This is a genomic window from Streptomyces marokkonensis (genome assembly GCF_008312835.1).
In the GTDB taxonomy this organism is placed as follows: domain Bacteria; phylum Actinomycetota; class Actinomycetes; order Streptomycetales; family Streptomycetaceae; genus Streptomyces; species Streptomyces marokkonensis_A.
Genome location: NZ_VSKS01000031.1, coordinates 31,987 through 57,931 on the forward strand (window position 1 = coordinate 31,987; position 25,945 = coordinate 57,931).

At 69.9% G+C, this 25,945-nt stretch carries 10 protein-coding genes; 6 read left to right on the forward strand and 4 right to left on the reverse strand.

The window, feature by feature from the left end:
- The first annotated feature begins 28 nt into the window (after positions 1-28).
- The 3 genes from F1615_RS33750 to F1615_RS33760 are packed head-to-tail and all read left to right on the forward strand — an operon-like array spanning position 29 to position 9,113.
- Positions 29-1,084 carry an AAA family ATPase gene (locus F1615_RS33750; RefSeq protein WP_167533937.1) on the forward strand — a complete coding sequence of 352 codons (1,056 nt, stop codon included), beginning with the start codon at positions 29-31 and terminating at the stop codon, positions 1,082-1,084.
- Positions 1,084-4,107 (forward strand): SAV_2336 N-terminal domain-related protein, encoded by a 3,024-nt coding sequence (locus F1615_RS33755; RefSeq protein ID WP_149552854.1) that lies wholly within the window; start codon positions 1,084-1,086, stop codon positions 4,105-4,107. Before F1615_RS33750 ends, F1615_RS33755 begins: the two co-directional genes overlap by 1 nt.
- A 44-nt stretch (positions 4,108-4,151) precedes the next feature.
- Positions 4,152-9,113: an AAA family ATPase gene (locus F1615_RS33760; protein WP_149552855.1), complete on the forward strand. Its 4,962-nt coding sequence runs from the start codon at positions 4,152-4,154 to the stop codon at positions 9,111-9,113.
- 86 nt (positions 9,114-9,199) lie between these two features.
- On the opposite strand, the gene F1615_RS33765 is transcribed toward F1615_RS33760, so the two are convergent.
- Both F1615_RS33765 and F1615_RS33770 read right to left on the reverse strand, forming a co-directional pair.
- Positions 9,200-10,015, reverse strand: a complete 816-nt coding sequence (locus tag F1615_RS33765) for a serine peptidase (RefSeq protein WP_149552856.1) — start codon at positions 10,013-10,015, stop codon at positions 9,200-9,202.
- Between the two features lie 491 nt (positions 10,016-10,506).
- The gene (locus F1615_RS33770; RefSeq protein ID WP_208818470.1) at positions 10,507-11,475 is read right to left on the reverse strand and encodes a methyltransferase domain-containing protein; all 969 of its coding nucleotides are present in this window, start codon (positions 11,473-11,475) and stop codon (positions 10,507-10,509) included.
- 497 nt (positions 11,476-11,972) lie between these two features.
- Between F1615_RS33770 and F1615_RS33775 the strand changes: the two genes are divergently transcribed.
- The 3 genes from F1615_RS33775 to F1615_RS37265 all read left to right on the forward strand — a co-directional run bounded on the left by F1615_RS33775 (position 11,973) and on the right by F1615_RS37265 (position 23,165).
- Entirely contained in the window at positions 11,973-15,641 is a 3,669-nt protein-coding gene (locus F1615_RS33775; protein WP_149552858.1) for a LamG domain-containing protein, read from the forward strand.
- A 133-nt stretch (positions 15,642-15,774) separates the two neighbouring features.
- Entirely contained in the window at positions 15,775-22,707 is a 6,933-nt protein-coding gene (locus F1615_RS33780) for a polymorphic toxin-type HINT domain-containing protein (RefSeq protein WP_149552859.1), read from the forward strand.
- A gap of 20 nt (positions 22,708-22,727) precedes the next feature.
- Entirely contained in the window at positions 22,728-23,165 is a 438-nt protein-coding gene (locus F1615_RS37265; RefSeq protein WP_149552860.1) for a DUF4259 domain-containing protein, read from the forward strand.
- A gap of 533 nt (positions 23,166-23,698) precedes the next feature.
- On the opposite strand, the gene F1615_RS33795 is transcribed toward F1615_RS37265, so the two are convergent.
- Together F1615_RS33795 and F1615_RS33800 are read right to left on the reverse strand one after the other, a co-directional pair.
- On the reverse strand, positions 23,699-24,217 hold the full coding sequence (locus F1615_RS33795) for a hypothetical protein (protein ID WP_244328945.1): 519 nt from the start codon (positions 24,215-24,217) through the stop codon (positions 23,699-23,701).
- Entirely contained in the window at positions 24,210-25,943 is a 1,734-nt protein-coding gene (locus tag F1615_RS33800; protein ID WP_149552861.1) for a type IV secretory system conjugative DNA transfer family protein, read from the reverse strand. The genes F1615_RS33795 and F1615_RS33800 overlap by 8 nt, the downstream gene beginning before the upstream one ends.
- Positions 25,944-25,945: the final 2 nt, after the last annotated feature.

Genomic DNA, 25,945 nt, shown 5'->3' on the forward strand with positions numbered 1-25,945 from the left:
CAGCGGTACGGAAGGCGGGGCAGGGACAGTGCACGAGGGATACATCTACCGGGGGCACGGCGAGCCGCACGACGGGATCGAGCGGCTGCCCGAGCCGCCCCCCTGGCGCGACATGCGACAGCGCGAGTTCGAGGGAGGTGAGCACATCCGTCCCGCCGGGGCGCGAGCGCACACCTACCAGGCCACCGAAGCGACGGTGCAGTCGGTGAACGCCGCCCTGATGCTGCGCCGCCCACTGCTGGTGACCGGGCCCCCCGGCTCTGGAAAATCGTCCCTGGCGTACCACATTGCGCACGAATTGCGCCTCGGCCGGGTGCTGCAGTGGCCCATCACGAGCCGTACCACGCTGAAGGACGGTCTCTACTCCTACGATGCCATCGGGCGGTTGCAGGAGGCGGGGCTCGCCGCGAGCGGACAGTCCTCCCGCTCGTCGCGGGAACCCGTGACATACGACGGGCCGGGCTCCGCGTACGGCGACGGGCCCCGTCCCGAGCAGCCGGACATCGGAGCCTTCATCCGCCTCGGGCCGCTCGGCACCGCTCTCCTCCCCGTCGAGCGGCCCCGCGTGCTGCTGATCGACGAGATCGACAAGAGCGACCTCGACCTGCCCAACGACCTCCTGCACGTGTTCGAGAACGGCGAATTCGTGATCCCTGAGCTCGCCCGGGTGTCCCGGACGACCCCGACCGCCCGGGTCCACACCGACGACGGCCGTACCTGGTCCAGTGACGGCACGGCCGCGATCACCGACGGGCGGGTGAGCTGCACCACCTTCCCTGTCGTGATTCTGACCAGCAACGGCGAACGGGACTTTCCCGCGGCCTTCCTGCGCCGCTGCATCCGCCTCGACCTCCCGAGTCCCGACACGCAGCGACTGGCCGAAATCGTCCAGGCCCACCTCGGGAACGAGGGCGTCCGCCTTGGTGCGTACCTGATTGAGGACTTCGTCAGACGGCGCGCCAACGGCACCCTGTCCACCGACCAACTCCTCAACGCCGTCTACCTGTTGCTCGGCGATGGGACCAGCGAAACCCAGGCGGAGCTGCTGGAACAAGTGCTGAGGCCACTGGGGCCCGGTGACTGATGCTGCCCCTGGAACACCTGCTGCGGGCACTGGGCGGCCACCCGATCGAGGCCGAGGACCTCGCGGACGCCCTCTGGCTCGCCGCGCGTCTGCCGCCCCCGGCAAGGTTGTCCGGCGATCGTTCCGGCGTGCTCGACGACGGTGATCCGGCGCACCGATCACCACCCCGGCCCCAGGACTTCACCCCCGACCCGGGTGGGCTCCGACTGTCCGACCATCCTCCCGACGAGCCCTCGCAACCACGGCTCGACCTGTACCTTCCCGGTGTCGGTGACCGCGCCGACGGCACGGGTTCGGCGTCGCCGCTACGGCTGCCGGCCCCCCGTGCACTGCCGTACCCGCACCGGCTCGTACGGTCGCTGCGCCCACTGACCCGCCGGGCCCCGTCCCCGGATCGGACCGAACTGGACGAGGAGGCCACGGTGCAGCACATCGCAGACACCGCCCTGTGGCTGCCCGTCCTGAACCCGGCGCCGAGCCGCTGGCTCGACCTGGCTCTCGTCGTGGACGACAGCACCTCCATGGCCGTCTGGCGAGAGACCGTGCACGAGTTCCTCTCCGTGCTCGTCAACGTGGGGGCGTTCCGCTCCGTGCAGCACTGGACCCTGCCCACGGAGGAGGTCGCCAGCCGCGGGGTCGTCCTGCGGTCCCCCGCGGGAGCCCGCCGCGACCACAGCCCCATGGAGATCGTCGACCCCACGGGCCGGCGCGTCGTGCTCGTGGTGTCCGACTGCATCAGCCCCGCGTGGTCGGACGGCACCCTGCTGCGGCTCCTGCGCGCCTGGGGCCGGACCGGACCGGTCGCGCTCGTCCAGTCCCTGCCCCGACGCATGTGGGAACGCAGCGCCCTCGACCTGCAGGCCGTACGCCTGCACGCCCCCGCGCCCGGAGCGCCCAACCTCCGGCAGACGCACACGCCGCTGCTCGGGCAGGGAGATCCTGCCCACGGCATGGCCGTCCCCGTGCTGGAGATGGACCCGCGCTGGCTCGGCCCGTGGGCCTCGCTGGTCAGCGGCGAATCGCCCGTCTGGGACACGGTGGTGGCGATCGTGCCCGAACGGCCGGACACACCGTCCGCGGACGCCGCCCGGCTGCGCCAGGAGGACCCCGCAGACGAGGAACTCCCCGCGCAGGAGCGGCTCGAACGCACGAAGGCCCGCCTCAGCCCGGCGGCGCTGCGCCTGGCACGCCATCTGGCGGTGGTCCCCCTGAGCCTGCCCGTGATGCGGCTCGTCCAGCAGGCGGTGTGCCAGGACAGCCGGCCCTCCGTGCTGACCGAGGTGCTGTTCACCGGACTTGTCACCCGGGTGCCGTGGGCCGGCCCTTCCGGTGACCCGCAGCAGGATCGTGACTCCGTCCGCGGCGTGCTGTTCGACTTCCGGCCGGGCATCCGCGAGCTGCTGCTGAGCGAGATCCGCCGCACGGAGGTCTTACGGACCCTCACCCTCGTCGCCGACCACGTCCTCGCTGAACTTTCCTCGGGACAGTCGCCGGTGACCTTCACGGCGCTGGTCGCCCAGGAGGACGAGGCCGTCGTCGTCGCCCGCTCCGAGCAGCACTTCGCCACGGTGACGGCCCAGGTACTCCGCCATCTGAGCGACCGGTACGAGGCACTCGCCCAGCGCCTCGACCGGCGGGCGGCGCCCGAGGCCGGCATCCGCGGCACATTTCCGGGCGGTGGGCCCGGACCTCACGACGCCACCGGCGCGATGCCCGTACCGGCGCCGCTTCTGGACCGCGACGCCGTCCTCGCCGAGCTGAGCCGAGCCGCACAACCGGTTCCCGGCAGCACTGGTGAAGGCCCCGAGACGCCCCGCATCGTGCTCGTCGGCCGCGAGGGCAGCGGCACCACCGCGGTCGCCGCCCGCTATGTCGCCGAACACGGGGCCTCCTACGGACACGTCCGGTGGACGGCGGCCGCCGGCGGCACGTCCTCATTCTGCGCACCGGAGGATCTGGAGGCGGCGGTCAAGCGGGCACAGGCGGCGGGGCGGCCCGCGACCTGGCTGCTCGTCGTGGACGGCGCCCGGCCGGAGGACGTGCCCCCCGCGCTCCCGAACCTACCGGGAACCCTCCTGATCACGTCCACCGTCGATGTGTGGCCGGAGCCTTTCGCCGTCCACCGGCTGCCCCCGCTCAGGCCCGCCGCATCCATGGGTCTGTTGCGCGGCCTCGTGCCGCAGCTGTCCCCGCCCGTGGCCCTGCGCGTCGCAGTGCGGCTCGCCCACCTGCCGCTCGCGCTCACCATGGCCGCCGACCTCCTCTCCGAGGGCGACACCACCGACGAGGCCGGAGCCGCGCTGCTGGCCGCGCTCGGCGCCGACCCCACCCCCGGCGCACCACCCGCCGAGCCGCTGCCCGACCCTCTGCCGGCAGTGTGCGACCTGGTCCTGGAGCGGAGCGACCTGCGGCACCCGGAGGCGGCGCCGCTGCTGGACCTGCTCGCCGTGCTCGGTCCTGGCCCGGTGCCGCTGGCGCTGCTTCGGCACGTCCTGCCCGGCGACACGGAGACGGCCGAAGCAGCCATCAGGGCTCTCACCCGGCCCGCTCTGGTGCAACCGCCACCGGACAACGCCCTGCTCTCCGTACGCCCCGCCGTACGGCGCGCACGGCAGCGGCACTTGGACACCTACCGCGCCGACGCGGCACGGAGGCTGGCGCGCGCCGCTCTGGTCAGCTGTGTATCCGCCCTTGCCACCTCCTCGGCCCTCGGCGTCGCGGATCAGGCGGATGCCGGCCGACGACGCGACAGGACCGCTCTCACCTGCCATTTCGCGCCCATCGGAGCTCTGACCGACCGTGACCCCTCCGTACGGGCCGCCGTGGGCGACCAGGTGCGCTTCCTCATCGCGTGCGGTGACCTCACCGCCGCGCGGGACCTGGCCAAGGGGGCGCTCACCCACTGGGGCCCGGACGACCCCCTCGGCGTCGAACTCGCAGCCGCGGCCGGTGCGGAGGAGGAGCCCGGCGCAGCGGGTCCTGCCGGACCTCCCCTCGACGACACGGGACGGGACGGGCCGTGACGAGCACTGCGTCCGTGGAGCCCCCCGCCGATGAGACTCCGCCCGTGGCGGGAACGCTGAGCGGCCCGCACTCCGTGGACACCGCGGCTGTGGGACGGCATGCCCTGAGCATCGGTGTGTCCTGGTTCGCGCCCAGTCCCGAACACGGTCTGGACGACGAAGGGCCTGACCCGCTGACCTTCGCGCCGGACCGGGTTGCCGCCTTGACCGAGGCGCTGGAGCGGGAGCCATATGGCTACCGGTGCACGCGGCTCACGGGCCCGGACACCGCTCCCGGAGAGACTCCCCCGCCCGGCGTGCCCGGGGCGGATTCCCCGGCGCCTGACGGGCATGCCCCGGACACCGGGCCGGCCGACGCGCACCCGGGCTGGCAACCGTCCGCCGCCCACCTCGGCGTCGCCGTACGCCAGGCCCTCACGTCCGCCGGACCGGAGGACGTGTGTGTCGTCCACGTGCTCAGCCACGGTGTTGTCCGACCCACCGGCCTGTACGCCTTGGGCGCGGACAGCGTGCACACCGAGTGGACGTCGGTCAGGAACTGGCTGTCGACAGTGGAGGACTTCCCCGGGCGCCCGCTGGTGCTGTTCTTGCTGGACCTGTGCCACTCCGGCGCCGCGGCGCGGTTCGACCACCAGTTGAGCGGTCTCACCGACGGTAGCCACCGGGCGTGGGTCATCGCGGCCTCCGGCCCTTCGGAACTGGCCGTGGAGGGCCGGTTCACCCGTGCCGTCGCCGACGTCCTGAACGCCGTCGCCGAACGGCGCATCCAGTACGACCACAGCCGTCGCCACCTCGGCTTCCACTGGTTCGTCGACCGGGTCCGCGACCGGCTCCGCGAACTGGTCGAGGAGCGGGGCGGCATGGCCCACCGGGTCACCGCCGACGTCCTCGACACCGTCGCTCCCGATCTGCCGTTCTTCCCGAACCCGTGTTTCACCCACGGCCCGGCCGACGTGCCGCAGGCACGCCCCGAGCCCGGCCCGGCTGCCGACATTCACTTCGACGACGTCTCCGACCCCGACCACTTTCTCCGGCACGCCCGGGGCGGCGCCGGGTTTGCAGCGCGACCCGGCACCGCCGGTGAGCAGGACGACGGCCTGTTCACCGGCCGGCATGCGGAACTCGTGCGCCTCGCCGAATGGTTGGGCGCAGGGCCTGAGGCAACCCGACTCCAGGTCGTCACCGGAAGTCCCGGCGCGGGCAAGTCGGCCCTGCTCGGAGTGGTGCTGCGCGCAACACATCCCGGCATGGGGAGCACGACGGGGCCCGTACCGGAGATGGCCGCGCTCAGCCGTGCGGCGATCCCACCTCCCCTGACCGTCCACGCGCGGCAGCGCACCCTCGCCGAGATCGTCGATTCGCTGACCCGGCAGGCGGGCGCACATACCGGCGGCTGGGCGGACCGGGCAGACGGTCCCGAGGGCGACCCCCGCCGCCTCATGGACGTCCTCAGCCGTAGCTCGGGCCCGCCGCCCGTGCTGGTGGTCGATGCGCTCGACGAGGCCCGCGAGGCCACCGCACTCGTCCATGACCTGCTGATCCCGCTGACGACCCTTACCCGACCGGACGGCAGGCCCCTGTGCCGCCTCCTGCTCGCGGCACGCGACGAGGAGCCCTGCTCGGACGTCATCGCCACGGCCCGCGCCGACGGCTCTCTCATCGACCTGGACAGAACCAGCCGGCAGACCCTCTCCGCCGACCTCGCCGCGTACGTGACCAAACTCCTCGACCGGGCGATGGAAGAAGCGGGGACGTCGGCGGGAGGCCGGGGTGGGGCCGAGGAGGGCGGATGGGCGCAGGGGCACAGTCAGGGTGGGCACGACGCGGGCGGGTCGTCGGACGAGGACAGGGCGGACTCGGGCGCACCCGTCGAAGCCCCGCATGCCGGACACGCGCACGAGCGAAGCACGGGCCACCGAGACGGCACGGCGGGCGGCGAAGCAGGCGGGGCTCAGGAGCACGGCACTGTCACCGACGAGCGGTGCGACGTCGAGCGTGGCGTGGCCGCATTCGCCGAAGCGGCCGCCGACGCACTGACCGACCCGGAGCGCGCGACTACCACGGGCCCATATCTGATGGCAGCCCTGTACGCCTCGTACGCCTCCCAGGAGGACATCCGGCACCTGCTGGGCGACCCCATCTCCGCCGCGGAACTCGGGGCCGAGGTGCCCCGCGATCTCCCCGCCCTCCTCGACCTGGGATTCGCGCGCGGGCACGCGCACCGGCTGCTGAGACCGGTGCTCACCGCCCTGGCCTTCGCGCAGGGGGACGGCATGCCGGTTTCCCTGGTGGCCATCGTGGCCCGTGGCTTCATCACGCACGAGGACGGCGGGGCAGGAGATGACCAAACGGCGACGGAAGACGCGGTGGTGACCGACGCCGCCGGATCCGGGCCGCCCGTGACGCAGCCCGGCACCGCGGACACCTCCGATGTCGCCCGGCTGCTCGGCGACCTGCGAGCCTTCTTGCGGACCGTACCCGACCGGACCGGCACCGTGCTGTACCGGCTGCTGCACCAGAGCGTCGCGGACGAGTTGCGCGGACTGACCGCAGGGACGGCCGCGGGAACGGCCACGGGGACGGCCGCCGGAAAGGACGAACGGCCCGGTGCTGAGGACCGTCGGGCGGCGACCGCCGTGTACGACGCCCTCATCGACTCACTGAGGGGCCCGGTGCCCGGCGGCCCGCCGCGCTGGGCCGGGCTCGACGGCTACCTGCGCCGCCATCTGGCACAGCACGCCTTCGACGCGGGCCGCTTCGACGAGCTGTGCGCCGAACCCCAGTTCCTGGTCCATGCCGACCCGGACTGGCTCGACCCGGAGCTGGGTCGGGCGACCTCGGAGGCCGCCCGCGGCGCTTCCGCCGTCTACCGCACCAGTGCGCACGTACACCGGCGCACCTCCGACGAACAGCGGCGGCACATCCTGGCAGTGGACGCGGTCCGGCACCAGGCGCACACCCTCGCCGACCGCCTCGCCGCACCCGGTCCGGGCTGCGGGGAGGCGATGCCGTGGCGTCCGCAGTGGGCCACCGGGAGCAGGATCAGCGCCGCGCACGCCTTCACACTCCATCTGCCCGAGGACCGGACGACGGCCCTGACCGGTGCGCTGGCCGACGTCCCGATCGTGGTGACCGGCGGACGAAGCGGCCGGCTGAGGGTGTGGGACGCGAACAACGGGCGCCTCCTGCACACCGCGGACCCGGGTCTCGGGGAGATCAGGGCGCTGGCGAGCACACGCATCGACGACGCGCCCGTGGTCGTGGTCGCCGGATCGGACGACTCGCTCGCCGTGCGCACCCTTCCCACGCTCGCCCCCGTGACCGCGCCCGGCCTGCACGGCCGGGAAGCAGGTGGAGTCAGGGCCATGACCGTGGTGGATCTGGCCCATCGGCCCATGGCCCTGACCGCGGACTCCTCCGGACACCTGGCGCTCTGGGACCTCACGGGCGACCTGCCCCGAGAGGAACTGCGCACCGGCCTCGGCCGCACCACGGCCCTGGTGTGCGTCCCGGACGACGACGCCCCGTCTGTCGTCGTCGCCGACGAGGAGGGCACCGTACGCTTCTGCTCGCTGCTCGGGGACTCACGCGAGGACGGAGCGTTCCACCACCCGGGCCGTGTGAACGCCCTCGCGTGCGCGGTGGTCGACGGCACACGCTACGTCGTGACCGGGGGCGAGGACGGAGCGGTGCGCGCCTGGGACTTCGCGGGCCGGGCGCTGCGCACGGAGTCCGCCCCGCGCCACGACGGCCCGGTCTACGCGCTGGCCTGCATGGCGGACGAGGGCGGCGATTCACGGGTGCTCAGCGCCGGTAGCGACGGCACGATCCGGCTGTGGGAGCCCCGCGACGGCTCCGAGCACAGCCGGTTCGTGGGCCACATGGGGGCGGTCACGGCTCTCGCCCATCCACCGTCGCTCCCTCCGGTCGTCGTATCCGCGGGCTTGGACGCCGCATTGCGCGTGTGGCACGTGCCGACGGGCCGGCAGCGCGTCGCACCCGCCGTCGGGCACACCTCGTGGGTCAACGCCCTCGCGCGGGCCGTCGTCGGGGGACGCCAGATGCTGATCTCGGCGGGCGCGGACGGACTCCTGCACCGCTGGGACCTCGCATCGGGCACACCGTACGAGAACCCGCCGCCCCTTGCCCGCGCTCCGGCCGGCGACGTCGCCCCGCCCGAGGGGACAGGCCCCCTCCTCGGCGCCGCGCGGGCCGACGAGGACCGGCCGGTACGCGTGCACGCGCTGGCCGTCGCTCTCCACGAGGGGCGGCCCTTGGTGGTGTCGGCCGGACCGGACGGGCTGCTGCGGTGCTGGGACGCGGAACGGGGCACCCCGTACGGTGACTCCTTCACCCCCGCCACCGCCCCCGTCCACGCGGTGAGCACGACCGTGCTGGCCGGCCGGCCGCTGGTCGTGGCCGGAGGTGCGGACGGACGCCTGCACTGCTGGGACGTGGCCACCGGACGCCGACGCGGACTTCCGCTCGCCGGACACACGGGCGGTGTCAACGCCCTGACGTGCGTGGAACTCGACACGGGCCCCACAGTTCTGTCCTGCGGCGACGACGGCACCCTGCGACTGTGGGACCTCACGACCGGCCTGCCGGTCTGCCCACCCGTGGACGCGCACAGCGGCTGGGCGACGGCACTCGCCGGCCTCCTCGTAAACGGCAGACCACTCGCCGTGACCGGCGGTCAGGACGGCAGAGTCCGGCTGTGGGACCTCTCCCGCCCCGAGCCCGGCAGCGGGCTCGGCCGGGTGCGACCGTACGGAGAACCGCTGTCGGTGGCGGGCGGTGTCAACGCGGTCGCCTGCACGGTCGCCGGCGGGGCGCTCCTCGTCGCCGCCTCGGACGACTGCGGTGTACGGCTGTGGGACTTCGCGTCGGGAACCCGGCGGACCGACATCGGCGTGCCGGGTACGGTGCCCTCGCTCCTCCTGCACGGCGACCGGCTGGCTCTGGGCTGCGAGTGGGAGGTGATCGTCCTGCGGCGCTCCGGCTGACCCGGCCCGCCTTCCGCGACTGCGGGCCCCGCTGTCGGGGTGCGCCCCCGCCGCGTGCGGCACGGACTTCTCCTGGGACGTGGCAGTCAGACGCAGGCGGCGATCTCGGCGGCCACTTCTGGCACCCCGAGGTAGCGGGTCGCCTTGTGCGAGGCGACCAGGCCGAGGGAGACCTCGTGGTGGGCGTCGATGCCGGGGAAGCGGGTGGGCAGATCGCGGGGGATCGCAACGATGTCGCCGATGTCGGCGACGTTGACCCAGCGCCGGACTCCCGGCGGACGCTCTCCTCTACGTACGTCGTTCCCCTCGCCCAGCGACAGCCGGTCGTAGACGGCCCCAGGCAGGCCGAGCGGTGAGCCGAGCGTGATGAGGAGGTCCAGCTCGGTCGGCTGGTGCCACAGCGCCTCGTAAGCCACCACGGATCCCAGCGAGTGGGCGAGGAGGACGCGCGGGCGGTGCAGATCCAGCACGCGGTTCAGCTCGGCACGCGCCTGCTGCCGACGGGCAGAGCCGGGGTCGGCGACGTAGGTGTCCGCCTCCCGGCAGAACAGCACCACGAACCGGCGGGCCATGTCGCCGTGGCGCCGGGCGAGCCACTCGGCCGCCTGGCGCACCGGCAGCGTGGTCCGCCCCATCGTCACCTCCGCGGGCGCGCCGAGCGCCGACACCCAGTCCATCAGCATCTCCTGGCCGGGACGGCTCAGCAGCCCGGGATCGTCCTCGCCCTGAAGGGTCCCCAGGTCCAGCAGGTGTGCGTAGTAGGCGGCCTCGACAACGCCCGACGCATACGACGCGCCCAGCGCCGACGCCCACTCATCGGCCAGCGCCCGGGCGGCCAGCTCCGGGCTGCCCGCCCGCGTCAGATAGCGGAGACAGCGAATGCCGTGCACCCCGACGATCATGAAACGTCCCCCCAGCCGACTCCCCGCTGCCGCAAGAGTAGGGGGCCCGTGGGGTGTTGCGGACGGAGACGCGTGAAGTTCGCCCGCTCACGAGGGTTGTTGCATCATGAGCACGGGCGAGGCCGGGGACGGGCGGTTCTGCCCGGTGTCCTCGTACCCGTCACATCGCCTGCACTTTTACGGCCTCCGCTGCCATGTGATCCCCGGCCGCCCCCTGATGCCTTGTCCGTCGGTGACCGGCTGGTACCCGTTCGAGGTCTGGCGTGAGCTGATCGTCGATGTCCGCGCTCTGGAGCTCGTCTCGTGCGGCATCACCGAGCGGCTTCGGTCCTTGCGGCTTCCTGGACTGTTCCGTCCAGGATCCGCACTCCGGGATACCGGCTGACGCCGAGGATCTCCTCCGCCGCGTACGTGCTCGTGCAGTATCCGCCACAGCGGTCATGCGGGCGGCGCCCCCACCGATGGCAGGTGAGGGCGCCGCCGAGACTGGCTCAGTACGTGAGGGCGATGTGGCTCTCGGGCTTCCTGATCACGTGGCCCGCTGCGGCCCCGGTCTCGGCAGGCGTGACGGTCATGCGTGGCACGACCGAGCGGGCGGATCCCCAGGCGTCGATGTGCGTGACGAGGTCTTGTGCGAGTTCCTCGCCGTGCGAGCCGTAGGCGGCCGCGCCGAGTCGGAACGGGCGCTCGGGGTCGACGCCTTCGCGGGTCACGGTCAGGTAGGCGAGGGAGTCCCCTTCAACCAGGACAGGGCTGCGGCCGGGTGTGGCGGGCCTACGGATCAGTTCTTGTTCCAGGGCCTGCGGGGTGGCTTCCAGTCGGCACACGCGGTCGTCACTGGCCGTGGCGCGCAGCCATACCCCGTCGAACGACTCCTGGCCGCCGACCCGCTGGGCGGACGGGACGTCGCGGGCCGGCTTGTTCGTCAGCAGGGTGTGGGTGAGAGCCTCGGTGTCGACGAGCTGGTCCTGGTCGTAGTGCACGCGCATGGTGTCGTCGGCGTTGAGGGGGGACGTCTTCTCGCCGTTCTGCCCGATGATGGGGACGAAGCCGCACAGTTCCACGCTGTCGGAGGTCAGCTCGTCCCCTCGGCGGGTCAGGGCGACCGAACGGGTCTGTCCGCGCCAGCGCAGCGGCAGTACGAGGCGTCCGCCGTCCACCAGCTGGTTCCACCAGGTGAGGGGGATGTCCCAGACGCCGACGGTGGCGATGATCTTGTCGTACGGTGCGTTCTCGGGCGCGCTGAGCAGGCCGTTGCGTTCGATCACCTTGACGCGGTCGTAGCCGGTGGCGTTGAGGGTGGTCCGGGCGTGCAGGGCGACGTCGGGGTCGATGTCGACGGTCGTGACCCTCCCGCGGCCGACGAGCTCGGCCAGGAGGGCGGCGTTGTAGCCGGTGCCGGCACCGATCTCGAGGACGTTGTCGTCAGGTTGGGCGCCGAGCTGTGGTGCCCCCGCCATCCCGGTGCCGGCCGATCCCCCGCCGGAGGCATTGTCCTGACCGCCAGCCGCTCGTACTTCGGTGGCCGACCGTTCGACAGGGCCCGCTGGGGCCAATGCCGCCCCGCCTGTTACGCACCTGCGTTGACGGCAGGTGAGGTTCCAGCTGGGCTCACTCCGCGGCATGACGGCATCACGCGCCCGCCGTCAGGCGGACGCCGCAGTTGATCTTGGCGCGCCGATTTGATGCCGGAATGTGATCTTGTGGCGTACAACCCTGCCTAAACGTCGCCTTCCTCACGTGGCCTTCCGGAGCTTGGCGTGCTGATGTCCGTTTACTACCCGTTGACCTGACGCTCCGTCGGGGAGTTAGTTACTCCTGGCTACTTTGTGGATCTTGTGGGTGGGGTGTGGCGGGGATGTGGACCCGATTTCGGGGCGGGCGTGGGGTGTTGCCCGGGTGGCAGGGCGGTGCGGGAGAACCTGGCGGAAGACGCGGGCCCCGCATCAGAGCGGGTATGACAGCAGCGGTGTGCGCGGCAGTGATCGTGTCTGCTGTCCCTGGCCCGGTGGCGAATGCGGCTGGTGACGAGCCTGCCGCTTCGGCGTTGTCTGAGGGGCAGCAGGCTCTTGAGGAGGCGCTGGCCTCCGGTCAGCCGGTGGAGGTGGCGGGGGAGCGTACGGAGCGGACCACGGTGTTCGCGAACCCGGACGGTGCAACGTTCACGCTCGAGCAGTCGGTGGTACCGGTGCGTGTTCCGGTAACCGGCGGCGGCTGGGCGGCGCCGGACTCGACGCTGGAGAAGCGCTCGGACGGCACCGTGGGCCCGAAGGGGGCTGCGGTGCAGATGACGTTCTCCGGCGGTGGTGACGCCGGCCCGCTGGCGCGGATCGAGGACGCGGGCCGGTCCCTGGCCCTGGACTGGCCCGGTGCCCTGCCCGCCCCGCGCCTGGAGGGAGCCAGTGCCGTCTATCCGGAGGTGCTGCCGGACGTCGATCTGCAGGTCACGGCAACCTCGGAAAGCTTCCAGCACGTGCTGGTGGTGAAGACTCCCGAGGCGGCAGCCGGCGAGGAGCTGCAGAAGCTCACCTTCGGGCTGAGCACCAGCAACCTGACGGTCCGTGAGGGTGCGGCCGGCAACCTGGCCGCGGTCGACGGCAACGGCACCACCGTGTTCAAGGCGCCTCCGGCGCTGATGTGGGACTCCGCCGGTCAGAACACAGAGGGCGGCACGCAGCCACAGCTGCTGACCGCCGACGAACCCGGCACCGTGAACGACTCCAGCACAGCGGAAGGCACGCAGTCGGACGAGCCCGCCGACCCGTCGGAGACTGCTCCGTCGGGGTCGGGCCTGGAGCCGGGCCAGGGTGACACGGTGGTCCGGATGGACGTCGAGGTCGACAAGGACTCACTGTCCGTGATCCCGGACGCGGACATGCTGTCCGGCACGCCCACCTCCGACTTCCCCTTGTTCATCGACCCGACGGTGACCTGGGGCGAGTCGGAGCGCACCCTGCTGCGCAGCGACGGCTACGAGTCCTACGGCTGGGGCAACGGCGACGACGGCCAGGGCAAGGGCGCCGGCAAGTGCGGCACGTGGAACGGCTACTACTGCGGGCCCGGCTACGTGCAGCGGCTGTACTTCGAGTTCTCGCCGGCCGAGCTCAAGGGCAAGAGGGTTCTGGACGCCACGTTCCGGATCACTGAACCGTGGGCCTTCCAGTGCGATCCCCGATGGGTGGACCTGGTCCGGACGAACAACATCTCATCCTCCACCACCTGGTCCTCCCGTCCGAAGGAACTGGACTGGATGGTGGACCGGCATGTGTCGGCGGGTCGCGGATCGCTCTGCGACCCCGACTCCCCGGACGCGCCGATCGAGTTCAACGACAATCCCGAGGAGCCGAACGAGAACCTCACCCCCACGGTCAGAGACTTTGCGGCGGGCAAGTTCTCCCGCCTCACGCTGGAGCTCCGCGCGAACGACGAGTCGGACACGGCCGCCTGGAAGCGCTTCAAGAACGACGCGGTCCTGGCGGTGAAGTTCGTGGGCCTGCCGGACAAGCCCACCAGTGTCGGCCTGCAGGCCGGCGGGACCAGCACGACTCCGGTGTGCGAGCGCAGTGAGAGCGACCCGGCGATCGTGTCCGATCCCACGCCCCTGCTGAAGGCCACTGCGCAGACCAAGTCGGGCGGGGAGAGCGAGGCCCAACTGCGGGTCTACTTCGACGTCGATGTACAGAACGCCGACAAGACGTGGACGGACGTCGTCACCCCGGAGAGCGGCTCCCTGAGCCCTTCGACCGGTTATGTCGGCGACGAGCGGGCCCTGTCGCTGACGTGGTCGGAACTGACCGACGGCAAGCTCTACCGCTACCACGCGTGGACCTGGTCCTACTACGGGGCCGACCACCTCAGCAGCGCCGCCTCCGACGGCTACTGCTACTTCCGGGTCGATTCCATGCCGCCCAAGGCCCCGCAGGTCACCATCGCCAGCCCCTACACCGAGTGCACCAGCGCCGCTTGCGTGGCAGGCGGCGGCCCGGGTGTAGCGGCATCGTTCACGTTCAAGCCCGCCACCGGCGATGTGAACACCGCCTACCAGTACAAGCTGTCCTCAACTGCGGCGTGGTCGCCCGAGTTGGCGGGCGCCACCGCCACGGCGAAGGTCACACCGACCCGTGGTGGCCTGTACCGCGTGTATGTGCGGGCCAAGGACAGCCTCGGCTGGGGCGAGCAGTCCGTGACCGACTTCCTCGTGGACTCCGGTGAGGCCCCAATCGGCCGGTACCACTTCGATGAAGCCTCCGGGGTGGCGGTCGACTCCGCCACCGTGGACGGCCGCGACGACGCGACCCTGAACGGACAAGCAGCCCGGGACAACCGCGGCCGCCGCGGTGTGATCACCCACGACGCCGACGACACCCCGCTCCAGGCCCCGGTCACGGACAAGGGCCTGGCCCTGAACGGCACCACCGGCTACGCCGCCACCAGCACCTCGGTGGTGGACACCCGCGCCTCCTACACGGTCTCCGCCTGGGCGATGCTCAAGCCGGGCGTGGCGCAGAACCAGACCGTACTGGGCCAGGACGGCGGCTTCTACAGCGGCTTCTACCTCACCTACCGGGAGGCGGAGAAGACGTGGACGCTGAGCACCTCCCCCGCTGACGATGCGGGCGGCAACATCACTGAGCAGAGGGTGACGGCCACACAGCCGGCAGCACGCGGCGTGTGGACCCACCTTGCGGCCGTCTACGACGCCTCCGCGAAGCAGATCAGCCTGTATGTGAACGGCCGCCTGCAGGGCAGTGACACGGTGTCCGCGGCCTGGGCGGCCGAGGGTCCACTGCAGATCGGCCGCGTTCTGTGGCGGGACGCCTACACCGACTACTTCGCCGGCTCCATCGACGAGGTCACCGTCTGGCAGCAGGCCCTGACCGGCGACCTGATCGCCGACGAGGCCCGGCTGATGAACTCGCCGGACCGTGCGGCGGTGGAACTGGTCGCCGACTGGTCGGCCGACCGCGGCAGCGGCACCACCGTCCCGGACACCACGTCCGGCTACGGCCGGTCGCTGGCCCTGGCCGGCGGGGCAGTCCTGAACGGCGAGGCGATGGTGTTCGACGGCACGGACGACTCGGCATCAACCGCAGGGCCGGTCATCGACGACACGGGCTCCTTCACCGTCACCACCCTGTCGGCCCTCGACTTGGCCAAACTGGCTGCGAAGCCGGTCGGCTACACCGGCCAGGTCCTGGGCCAGCGCGCCGCAGACGGCTCGGCCTGGGGCATCTGGTTCGAGCGGGGGGCGGACAAGACCGTGTGGGACGAGGAGGCGCTGGAGGAGAAGACCGTCCCGACGGGCTACTGGCGCTTCGGTCGGCTGAACGCCGACGGCACGTTCAGCGCGGTTTCCTCCACGGAGGAAGCAGTGATGGACGGCATGGTCCGGCTGACTGGTGTCTTCGACGCGCAAGCGGACAAGATCAGCCTCTATCTGAGTCGCACCGCCAACGGGGATCCGCAGGTGTTCACGGCGAAGGCCGGAACAGGGGAGTTCACCCTCGGTAAGGGCCTCTCCAAGGACGCCTGGCAGCACTTCCTGCCTGTCAGCGTGACCGAGGCACGCCTTTGGACCGGCGCAATGGCCACCGAGGAGCAGATCGGCGAAGCCGTGGGCGACTGACGAGGCGTTCGGTGAGGACCGACCGCGTCAGCGGCTGGTCGTCGCCGGACGGAGAACGCGGCAGACCCGGCAGGGGGGCTGCGGGCGATGTGCGGAACTTCCCGAGATTCAGGAACTGGGTGGGGCGAGAATCATGGTCTTTGGCATAGGCACCTCAAGGCGACGCGGGGAGGGGGCACGGCGCAGAGCCGGCCGGCTGCTGGCGCAGTCGCTTGTTCTGGCACTCGTCGTGCCCACCGGCCTGGCGCAGGTAGCCCAGGCTGTGGAGACAGACGGCCTGGGACGACCCGACGTGGCCGGGACACCGGCGACCAAGGTCAAAGCATTCGACGGGCCCGGCGCGAAGAAGGCCCGTGCCAAGGTCGCCAAGGCGCGCAAGGCCAACACCGCGCAAGCGGAACAGGCAGCCAAGGAGCGGAAAGCCGACTGGCCACAGGACGGCGCCGCAACCCTCGCTCTCAAGCCCGGCACACAGCGCACCGCGGCACCGGCCGGTGTCCCCGTCACCCTGAAACCAGCTTCTCGCAAGCAGCGTCCCACCGCTGTCTCCGGCGCGGCTTCCGGTGACGCGCAGGTCACCGTCCTGGACCAGAAAGCAGCCCGCAAGGCAGGCGTTACCGGCATCCTGCTGACGGCGGCGGCGCAAAGCCCCGGCTCGGCCAGCCTGAGCGTCGACTACTCCGCGTTCGCCTCCGCCATCGGCGGCGGCTGGTCCCAGCGCCTGCGGATCGTGCAAATGCCGGCCTGCGCACTGACCAGCCCGGACCGGGCTGAATGCCGTACGCAGACGCCACTGCCGTCACACAACGACCTCAAGAACCAGACCGTCTCAGCACAGGTCGCTCTCACACAGCCGGTGCAGGACGGCCCGTCCACCCAACTGCGGGGCGGCTCGGAAAGCGTCGGGTCCAGCGCGACGGTCCTGGCAGTCACCGCTGCTTCCGCCGGTGCGGGGCAGTCCCCCAAGGGCGCGGGCGACTATTCGGCGACGAAGCTGTCGGAGTCCTCGTCCTGGCAGGCCGGCGGCAGCTCCGGCTCCTTCTCCTGGTCCCACGACTTCACCATGCCGCCCGCCGCGGCCGGCCCCGTGCCGTCCCTGTCCCTGTCCTACGACTCGGGCAGCGTCGACGGCCGCACCGCCACCACGAACAACCAGACCACCACGGTCGGCGAAGGCTTCTCCCTCACCGAGTCCTACATCAGCCGCGCATACGGCTCCTGTGACGACGACGGCCACGACGACGTCTTCGACCAGTGCTGGAAGTACGACAACGCGAGCCTTGTCCTCAACGGCAGGTCGACCCGCCTGATCAAGGACAACACCACCGGCACGTGGCACCTCGAGGACGACGACGCCTCCACCGTGTCCCGCTCCACCGGCGCGGACAACGGCGACGACAACGGCGAGTACTGGACCGTCATCACCGGCGACGGCACCAAGTACGTCTTCGGCCTGAGCAAGCTCGAAGGCGCCGACACCCAGCGCACCAATTCCACCTGGACCGTCCCCGTCTTCGGCGACGACTCCGGCGAACCCGGCTACACCTCAGGTGACACCTTCGCCGACCGCGCCCTGAACCAGGCCTGGCGCTGGAACCTCGACTACGTCGAAGACACCCGCGGCAATGCGTCCACGCACTGGTACACCAAGGAATCGAACTACTACAAGAAGAACAAGGCCACCACCGCCGGCACCCCCTATGTTCGCGGCGGCTACCTCAACCGCATCGAGTACGGCCTACGCAGGGACGCCCTGTTCACCGACAAGGCCGACGCCAAGGTCACGTTCACCTACGCCGAGCGCTGCACCGCCTCCGACTGCTCCAGCCTGACCAAGGACACCGCCGAGAACTGGCCGGACGTTCCGTTCGACGCGATCTGCTCCAAGGACGACGCCGAATGCAACGCCGCCGGCGCCTCCTTCTTCACCCGCAAGCGGCTGACCGGCATCAGCACCTTCTCCTACAACGCCACCAGCAGCGCCTACGACCCGGTGGACTCCTGGGCTCTGACCGGTCAGTACCTGGACGGCGGTGACATCGGCGACAGCTCCGACCAAGTCCTGACCCTGCAGTCCCTCAAGCGGACCGCGAAGGCCGGCGACACCAGCATCACGGTCGACCCGATCACCTTCACCTACCAGATGCGGCCCAACCGAGTCGATGCCACCGACGACATCCTGCCCCTGACCCGTCCCCGCATCCTGACCGTCACCTCCGAGACCGGCGCGATCACCGAAGTAACCCTGACCTCCCCGGAGTGCAAGCGCAGCGAGGTCCTGGAGGCGGCACCGGACGCCAACACCCGCTCCTGCTACCCCCAGTACTGGCACATCAACGGCGCCGAGAACGCGGCGATCGACTGGTTCCACAAGTACCGCGTCACCGCCATCGGCGTACACGACCCGGCCGCCGGCAACCCGGCCGTGGAACACGCCTACTCCTACAGCGGTGCCGCCTGGCACCACAGCGACGACCCCTTCACCCCGAAGGACGAACGGACCTGGTCGGACTGGCGCGGCTATCAGAAGGTCACCGCCTACACCGGCGCCGCCGGCGGCACCCGCACCAAGACCGTCTCGCTCTACCTGCAGGGAATGGACGGCGACAAGAAGGCCGACGGCACCACCAAAAGCGTCTCCGTCGAGCCGCTGCTGGACACCGATGTCGACTTCACGGCCGTCGCGGACAGCAACCAGTACCAGGGACACCTGCGCCAGCAGGTCACCTACAACGGAACCCAGCCCGTCAGCACCACCTTCCATAACTACACCTACCGTCGCACCGGCACGCAGACCGTCCCTGACGCCGCCGCCCACACCTCTCAGTGGGTCCGCGACACCGTCACCTACACCAGCACCCACCTCACCGCCACGAACAGCTGGCGCACCCACGTCGCCACGAAGCGGTACGACGCCCTCGGCATGGTGACCTCCCTCGACGACTACGGCCAGAAGGGCCTGGGCGGGGACGAGACCTGCACCCGCACCTGGTACGCCCGCAACGACGCGGCCGGCATCAACAGCCTGGTCTCCCGCACGCGCACCGTCGCACGGGAATGCTCCATCACGGACCCCAGCCTGAACCTGCCCGCGACGTCCGCTTCCCGCGGTGATGTCCTCTCGGACTCCGCAATCGTCTACGACAATGCCGGCGCCACGGCATGGTCGGCCACCCAGAAGCCCACCAAGGGCGAGGCGACCTGGACCGGCCGAGCCACCGGGTACGCGGCGACCGCCGACACAACCGGCGAGCGCATCCCCACGGGGTGGCAGACCGTCGCGACATCCGCCTTCGACGTTCTCGGCCGGCCCGTCAGCGTCACCGACACCGCAGGCCGCACCACCTCCACCGCCTATACCCCCGCCGACTCCGGTCCGCTGACCAGAACACTCACCACCGACCCCAAGGGCTACCGCTCGGTCAGCTTCCTCGACCCCCGACGCGGCCTCGAATACCGCAGCTACGACATCAACTCCAAGAAAACCGAGCAGGCCTACGACGCGCTGGGCCGCCTCACCACCGTGTGGCTGCCCAACCGGGACCCCGCGAACCAGACCCCCAACGCGAAGTTCGCCTACCACCTGGAGAACACCAAGCCGTCGTGGGTATCGGCCTCAACGCTGACCAACGACGGCGAGACCTACACCACGAGCTACACGCTCTACGACTCGCTACTGCGGCAGCTGCAGACTCAGTTGCCGACCCCAGAGGGCGGGCGGCTGCTGACCGATATCCGTTACGACACCCGCGGCCTGGCCTACGAGACCTACGCAGACATCTTCGACAGCGCCAGCACACCCAACGGCACCTACACCCGATCCGAGTACGGCCGAGCACCCCAGCAGACAGAGACCGTCTTCGACGGCGCCGGCCGGCCCACCACCAGCACCCTGTACGTCAACGGCGTCAAGAAGTGGGTCACCAACACCAGCTACACCGGCAACTCCACCGCCACCACCGCCCTCGACGGCGGCTCCGCACAGCGCACCATCACCGACATCCGCGGCCGCACCACCGAAACCCGCTCCTACGCCGCGGTGAACCCCGCTGACGCCGACTTCGGCACCGGCCCCGGAGCCACCTTCACCTCCACCAAGTTCACCTACGCCCTCGACGGCCAGCAGAAGACCGTCACAGGCCCCGACGGCGCCACCTGGTCCTACGACTACGACCTGTTCGGCCGCCAAACCAGCGCTGACGACCCCGACAAGGGCAACGCCACCACCCAGTACAACGACCTCGACCAGGTCATCAAGACCACCGACTCCCGCGGCAAGTCGATCCTCAGCGCCTACGACGAACTGGGCCGCCCCACCGGCACCTGGGCGGGCACCAAGACCGACGCCAACCAGCTGACCGGCTACACCTACGACACCCTCCTCAAGGGCCAGCCCACCGACATCACCCGCTACATCGGCGGCAAGAACGGCGCCGCGTACACCCAGGCCGTCACCGCCTACGACACCATGGGCCGCGCCACCCGCACCGAACTGCGGCTACCGGCCACCGACCCGTTCGTCGCGGCCGGCCAGCCCGCCACGATCAAGTCCGAGACGGACTACAACATCCCGGGCGCGGTGCAGCGCACCAGGGCACCCGCGCTCGGGGGCCTGCCCGACGAGGACACCTCGTACAACTACGACAGCCTCGGCAACCTGACCTCGATCGGCAGCTACCTCACCGACCTCGACTACTCCGCCCTGGCCCAACCGCAGACACTGACCCTGGGCACCGGCGACAGCAGCCTCTTCATCGCCAACACTTTCGAAACCGGCACAGGCCGCCTGACCCACCGCTACGTCCAGGACCAAGTCCACTCCTACCGGCCGCAAGACCTCACCTACACCTACGACCAGACCGGCAACGTCACCCAGGTCCGCGACAGCACCACCCTCGGAGGCACCAGCAGCGCCGACACCCAGTGCTTCACCTACGACGCCCACCAGCGCCTGACCGAAGCCTGGACACCCGCCTCCCAGAACTGCTCCGACACCCCCAGCGCCACCGCGCTCTCGGGCCCCGCCCCCTACTGGACCAGCTACACCTACAACAACGCAGGCCAGCGCACCACCGAAACGAAGCACACCAGCACCCCCACCAAAACCACCTACTGCTACACCAACAACGAGCAGCCCCACACCCTCACCGGCACCACCACCGGAACGGACTGCACCAGCCCCGAACGCACCTACACCTACGATACGACCGGCAACACCACCCAGCGCCCCGGTGTCGCGGACAACACCACCCAGAACCTCACCTGGTCGGAAGAGGGCAAGCTCACCCGCCTCACCGAGGGCGACCAGTCCACCGGCTACCTGTACGGCGCCGACGGAACCCTCCTCATCCGCACCACCGAGAACGGCGAACGCGTTCTCTACGCCGGCGCAACCGAACTCCACCTCCGCGCCGACGGCACCACCTGGGCCCAGCGCTATTACGCAGCAGACGGCATCACCGCCGCAATGCGCTCCAACCAGACCGGCACCACCAAGGTCACCTACCTCGTCAGCGACCACCACGGCACCTCCCACCTGGCCATCAACCGCGACAGCACCCTCACCTTCACCAAGCGCTACACCACCCCCTTCGGCGCCGACCGCGGCAAGCCCCAGTACGGCCCCTGGCCCGACGACAAGGGTTTCCTTGGCAAGACCCGGGACGAAACCACTGGCCTGACCCACATCGATGCCCGCGAATACGACCCCTCTTTGGGTCAGTTCATCAGCGTCGACCCCATCCTCAACACTGCAGACCCCCTGTCCCTCAACGGTTACAGCTACGGAAACAACAACCCGCTCACCATCAGTGATCCCACTGGGCTCATGAACGCAATGCCGCGCAGTGGCGGCTGTGACCCCATTGTCTGCTCAGATGCAGACTGGGGGAGCAAGAAAGAGAGGAAGAGCCTCAGAAAGGCGTTCGAGAACTACTACTACGCGAACCCCAGCGAAGCGCCGAGCGAGTCGTACGGATACGACTGGAACAGGGACGGCAAAGTAGGACTCCACGCGGGTCTGTCGGTCCCGGCGACATGGAAAGAACTGCCCGTTCTGGCGGATGTCTTCAACCAACACCTCGCAGCAGGTTGCTCAGGGCCGTCCTGCTATGACACGAGCATCCCACTGACAAGTTCGTACCTCTACAAGGCCAAGAACTTCGCGTGCCGCGAGGTGTACGGAGGATCCTGCCCCGATGGCTACAGTATCGGCAGAGAAATAGCAGCGGCATTTCTTGTAGCCGCTGAGGAATTTACAGGGGGGCGCGGAACCAGAGGCCGATCCCCGAGTGGCTGTAACTGCTTCCTCGCCGAAACCGATGTCCTCATGGCCGATGGATCGACGAAGGAAATCGAAGACGTCGACCTCGGCGACGAAGTAATCGCGACCGACCCAGCAACCGGCGAGTCAGGGCCGCGAGAAGTCACCCGCCTCATCCGCACGGAAGACGACAAGCACTTCAATGAACTCTCCATAGCTACTGACAGGGGTATCGAAAAGCTCACAGCAACTCACGAACACCCCTTCTGGTCCCCCTCTGAGAGCGACTGGGTCGAAGCCGGCGCCCTCACGCCCGGGATGACCCTGCTCACCGACGACGGCGACACCGTCATCGTCACAGCAAACCGCAAGTACACCAAGCACGCCCGCACCTACAACCTCACTGTCGACGACCTCCACACGTACTATGTGCTGGCGGGCGCCACGCCGATCCTGGTTCACAACTCAAATTGTGGCCCCGGCACGAAATTTAATGTGCCGACCGAGCCGGGCATCTACACCATTCACCTCAAAGATGGAACGAAATACGTAGGAAGTTCAACGTCAAGCATTAGAGAACGAGTGAATAAGTCAATGAGATCCAAACATGCAGTCCGCAAGGCCGGATATAAATCGAATGACGTGGTGAATGTCACCTACTTCACTCTGCCTACCGGGACAAGCAAGACGGCGATCCGCCGCATGGAGCAGACCATGATGGAGGGCGTTAAAGCGAGAGGTGGAACTCTCCTTAACCGAAGAGACCCAGAAATCGAAGTTCCAATTGGCGGATACCTACCGTAAGCCTCTAACTGGAGTTAGTGATGGGAACATGGGGTTCAGGTCCGTTCGACAGCGACACGGCCGAGGACTTCCTCGATGGGCTGGAAGAACAGTCGGCTCCGCAACGGCTAGCGGTCGTGCAGAGCACGTTCCGTTCTGCTGTTGAGGGTGGCGGGAGCTCCTCTTCCTCGGTACTTCCAGAGGAAGTAATGGCTGCTGCAGCCGTGGTTGCGGCAAATATCCCTGCCGGACACTCTCTGACTTGGAACGAGGAATATCCGGGCATCACAGAATGGCTAGCGAAACCAATCACGCAAGCCTTGGCATCATCTGCCGTCCGGGCGCTGGAAGTGGTCTTGCCTGCAGACGGCTGGTTCTGGCGAAGCTGGGTTGATCCTCAGGAACGGTCTGAGGCCCAGGCTGCGATTGGCCGCCTGCAGTCTGTATTGCGGCGCGTCGGTGAAAGTGAATCTCGATAACTGATCTTTGATATCGAGGCAGGCCTGCATGCGACTGAAGCGCTCCACCGAAATCGTATCTCGGTGGAGCGCTTCACTGATCGCTTAATGCAGGCGCGACCGCACGTCGGCCTCGGTCCAGTCCCGCAGTCGACGCCAGGCCGTCACACCGGAGCAGCCCACCGCCCCCGCGGGAACATCACGCCACGCGGCACTCGCAGCACGTACAAGACTCCGGCGAGTGCCGCTCGGCCAGGAAACGCGCAGCCGCCCGGGATAGCGGCAGCGCCGCTCATGAGCGAGGTAGCAGCGGCGGAGCCACTCGCTCCCACAGGTCGTCAGGAGCGTCCCCGGGCACCCTTCCGACCAAGATCGTCGAGCACAAGATCCGCAGCTCAACTCATTCTGAATGATCGGTCAGTCGTTGTCCGTCAAGACACATCCGAACGGCCGATGCCGCAGGTAGCGAAGAAGGCTGCGCTTCATCTGAGGAAGACCGTGCGGGTGGTGGCCCTCTCGTCCGGACAAGCCGCGTGCACCGAGCCCTCCCACAGCTACAGCGGCGGATCCAGCTCGGCAGTCATCCGCCGCACCTCAGCCTCAGCCGGATGCCGTGCCGGATCCGTGGTGTCGGTGGAGGTGGCCAGGTACAGCTCCCACTCCTCGTCGGCCTTCGGGTTCGGCGGCGGGGGCAGCGGAGGTTCCTGGTGGCCGCTGACGCAGGCGGGGAGCTTCATGTGCGGTCTGAAGGCGTGCAGTGTGTTGATCCACTCGGCTTCGGCAAGCTCGCGTCCCGGTGTCTTCTCGCCCTCGTAGGTGCGCAGCCAGCCCACGTAGAGGGCGGTGAGCATCTCCCGTACCCAGCGGTGTCGGTACCAGCAGGGAGGGATGTCGTTGTGCAGCTCGGCGGTGTGGCGCAGCCACTCCACCCAGGTGCGCAGTTCGCGCAGCCGGGCACGGCGTTCGGGGGGTTCCATGGCCGACCACACCCAGCGCCGCGGCGGGGGCGCTTCGGTCTGCGCGGGCGGGACGGCGGGCCACAGGGACGCCGGGTTGTCCGGGAAGTCAGTCACGGTCCGCCTCCCCCGCTACGGGTGCCGCTGCCTTGTCCGAGGTCACCGGCTCGGTTCCGGTGGCCGGCCGGGGTGCCGACAGTAGCCGCTTGAGGTCGCGGTCGCGGAAGGTCAGTCGCATCTTCACCTTGATCGGGGGCTGGTTGGAGTACTGCGCGATCGCGGTGAACTCCTTCAGCTGCTGCAGGGAGTGGACCGGCGCGAGGTCGGTTTCGGTGGGTGAGGTGTTGGTGGTGAAGTCGCCGCGGGAGCGGCCGTGCGAGGTGCGCAGGGTCTCGGTGCGGCCGTACAGGCCGGAGAAGTACCGCAGGGTCTCCAGGTCGCCGCAGCCGGGCAGCAGCATGCGCAGGCCGCTCGCGGACAGCACGGTGTTGGCCTTCTGCACGCCGAGCCGGTCGCGCAGCTGGGACAGGTCGTGCCACACCGTCAGCACGACGATGCCCATGCCGCGGCCGGTGGTGAGGATGTTGGGCAGGCGGGGGTAGCGCAGCATGTTGCCCGCCTCGTCGACCAGCACGCCGAGTCCGGGGTCGAGGGGCTTGCCGGTGGTGTTGTAGGCGACCTCGGCGCCGTGGATGATCGAGGCGATGATCGAGGTCAGCAGCGGGGCGAAGCGTTCGGCGTCGGCCTCGGAGGCGATCAGGCACACGGTGCCGTTCCTGGTCAGCAGGTCCTCGACGGTGAAGTCGGTGCCGGCGCAGGTCTCGCGGACCTCCTCGTCGGCGTAGACGCGGGCGAGGACGTTGAGGCTGAACTGGATGGAGCCGATGCCGTCCTCGTGCAGGCGCAGCCAGGGGGAGGCGTAGTCGTCGGCGACCTCGGTGTAGCCGTGCTGCTGGAGTACGGAGCGGACGTGGTCGACGGCGTCCTTGCCCAGGGAGAGCCAGCGGCGCATGGCGTTGATGCCGCCGCCGGAGAGGTTCGCGGCGAGGAGTACGCCTTTGAGGATGTTCTTGGCCTGGTCGATCCAGGGCGCGGCCCGCTTGCTGTCCCCGGACGCCGACGACTCGGCCATCCAGGCGGCCATGCGGTCGGCGGCCTTGGCGTCGGTGCAGTACTCCACCGGCGACCACTTGTTCGTCTCCCGGCCCGGGATGCCAGCGGGGGCGATCACCCAGATGGGGCCGAGGGCGCGGCGGCGGGCGTTGATGATGTCGAGGTCGGCGGCCTTGGTGGTGGTCACCACCAGAGGCCCCTGCCATTCCGCGGCGTTGGGCAGGACCAGGCCGGTGGTCTTGCTGCTGCCGGGCACGCCGAACACGGTCGCCGAGATGTTGGGCTGCGCGGCCACGATCGCGCCCGTGTGCGCGCCGCGGCCGGCGGTGATGCGGTTGGCCCGCCGGGCGGGGTCCTGCGGGGCCTTGAGCCTGCGTTCGACCTTCGCGCCGCCCCACTGCGCGCCGCCGGTGGACCCGCCGCCGAGGTTCAGCTTGGTGACGGCCTTGAGCAGGAGCAGGAAGAACGTCAGCAGCAGCATCGCGACCAGCGGGTAGAACAGCCGGCCGGGCGGGGCCGGGGTGAAGACCGAACCGGGCCCGTCGACCACGGCGCGCAGCACGGTTTCCGGCAGGCTCGCGCCGGAGCGCGCCCAGCCACGCCCGGCCAGCAGCGCGGCCAGTGGTCCGGCCAGCAGCACCGCCCCGCCGAGAGCGACGGCGAGGCCGGCGCCGTACGCGGCGAGCAGCGTGTTGTCGTCGAGCCCGCTGCCTGCGGGCCTGTCGGCCACGG

Bases quoted from the DNA above. Each gene is read 5' to 3' on its own strand.
- F1615_RS33755 (WP_149552854.1), top strand. From the start codon at position 1,084: ATGCTGCCCCTGGAACACCTGCTGCGGGCACTGGGCGGCCACCCGATC.
- F1615_RS33765 (WP_149552856.1), bottom strand. From the start codon at position 10,015: ATGATCGTCGGGGTGCACGGCATTCGCTGTCTCCGCTATCTGACGCGG.
- F1615_RS33770 (WP_208818470.1), bottom strand. From the start codon at position 11,475: ATGGCGGGGGCACCACAGCTCGGCGCCCAACCTGACGACAACGTCCTC.
- F1615_RS33775 (WP_149552858.1), top strand. From the start codon at position 11,973: ATGACAGCAGCGGTGTGCGCGGCAGTGATCGTGTCTGCTGTCCCTGGC.
- F1615_RS33780 (WP_149552859.1), top strand. From the start codon at position 15,775: ATGGTCTTTGGCATAGGCACCTCAAGGCGACGCGGGGAGGGGGCACGG.
- F1615_RS37265 (WP_149552860.1), top strand. From the start codon at position 22,728: ATGGGAACATGGGGTTCAGGTCCGTTCGACAGCGACACGGCCGAGGAC.